We start from the raw sequence: 1,449 nt of genomic DNA, 5'->3' as shown, positions 1-1,449 counted from the left end.
TTTTTTATGCTCTATATGAACGCATCCCGTTTGCAAGACAAAAATTACTCTGGCATCGACGGTAGGTTGCAGCTCTATATCCGGCCTTATTGCAGCCAGAGCTGCGGGCCTCGATGTAATCCGCTGACTGGCTCCTCACTCTCCTAACGAGCTTTAAGCTCAGAGCATAAATCAGGTTTAGCAAGTCACGGTCTTACCTGCCTTTGTCATCATTATCATTGCTTTAGCAATCTTTCTGCATTCATCCTTGTCGTTAAAAGTGAAAGTTGATCAGTGAAACACTTCAGTAAGGTCTGACACTAACGTAATCTTTTTGGTATTCCTGCTGATGGGCGACCAATGCCCAAACGGTGCGAGCCAGCTTATTGGCCATCCCCACAATCGCCACACAGACCGGACGGCGTTTTTTCAGCTCCGTCACCCACGGCAGCGGGGTTTTCGTCAGTAAGGTGGCCACTCTTGCACCGTGAATAAACAGGGTTCTCAGGTAGGTATCTCCCCGTTTACTGATGCCCAGTAATTTGACCCGGCCTCCTGTTCCCGTTTGTTTCGGTACCAGGCCCAGATAGGCCGAAAATTCCCTGCCCGACCGAAATGCGCTGGGATCGCCCATCGTCGCGATGGCGGCGGTCGCAATCAGGACACCGACACCGGGAATTTTCATAATCCGCTGACAATCGGCATTCTGCTTTGCCCACGCCGTTAGTTGGTTTTCCATTTGTTCAATTTGTTCGTCGATTTCGGTCAAACGATGATATTGCGCTTCAAGCAGAGCAAGCAGGAACGGGGCCAGTTTTTTTCTGAGTCGCTCAAGTACCTCAGGCATGGCCTTATCCAGAGAAGCCCTGCCTTTATGCATGGTTTCACCAAATTCCAGTAGCAAACCATGCAGCGCATTGATTTGTGCGGTTCTGAATTTGACTAATTGGTGGCGCATTCGGTGTAATGACAGAATGGCCTGTTGCTCTTCATTTTTAATCGCGATCGATTTACCGGGTTGCTGAACCGCCAGCCAAATGGCCCGGGCATCCTGAACATCATTTTTATTTCCCATCCGGAACGCTTTAACAAATTTAGCCTGAAGCAAACGCACGTCATGCCCCAGCTTCCTCAGCTCCCGAGCCCAATAATGCGCACCGCCACAGGCTTCCATGCCAATCAGACAAGGTTCGCGGTTACTGAAGAACGTTAAAAAATCCGGCCTCCTCAGTTGCTTATCAATAAGTTCACCGGTGTATTCATCGACAAAATGAATTTGCATCAAATGTTTTGCAATATCGACGCCAAAAGGAGTAAATTTCATGGGTGGATCCTCCAGTCATCAGGGAGCAATAGTCTCCCGCTTTTAGGCACTATAAGGCCGGAAATCTGTGAGGATCCACATCTCATCTCTCAATTCCAGCACAATGCCAAAGGCTAAGTGGTTGGGATGCGTTCATTACATTCTCC

General features: G+C 48.8%; 1 protein-coding gene. It reads right to left on the bottom strand.

Annotated elements, in window-relative coordinates:
* Positions 1-283: 283 nt before the first annotated feature.
* Entirely contained in the window at positions 284-1,303 is a 1,020-nt protein-coding gene (locus tag EAE93_RS23815) for an IS110 family RNA-guided transposase (RefSeq protein WP_110086014.1), read from the bottom strand.
* Positions 1,304-1,449: the final 146 nt, after the last annotated feature.

The organism is Photorhabdus akhurstii, assembly GCF_018448925.1.
GTDB lineage: Bacteria > Pseudomonadota > Gammaproteobacteria > Enterobacterales > Enterobacteriaceae > Photorhabdus > Photorhabdus akhurstii.
The sequence above is the reverse complement of the archived record's forward strand: the minus strand, read 5'-3'. Positions and strand labels throughout refer to the sequence as shown.

What these genes read in the sequence shown, in the direction of transcription:
- EAE93_RS23815 (WP_110086014.1), bottom strand. Translation starts at nt 1,303, where the DNA reads ATGAAATTTACTCCTTTTGGCGTCGATATTGCAAAACATTTGATGCAA.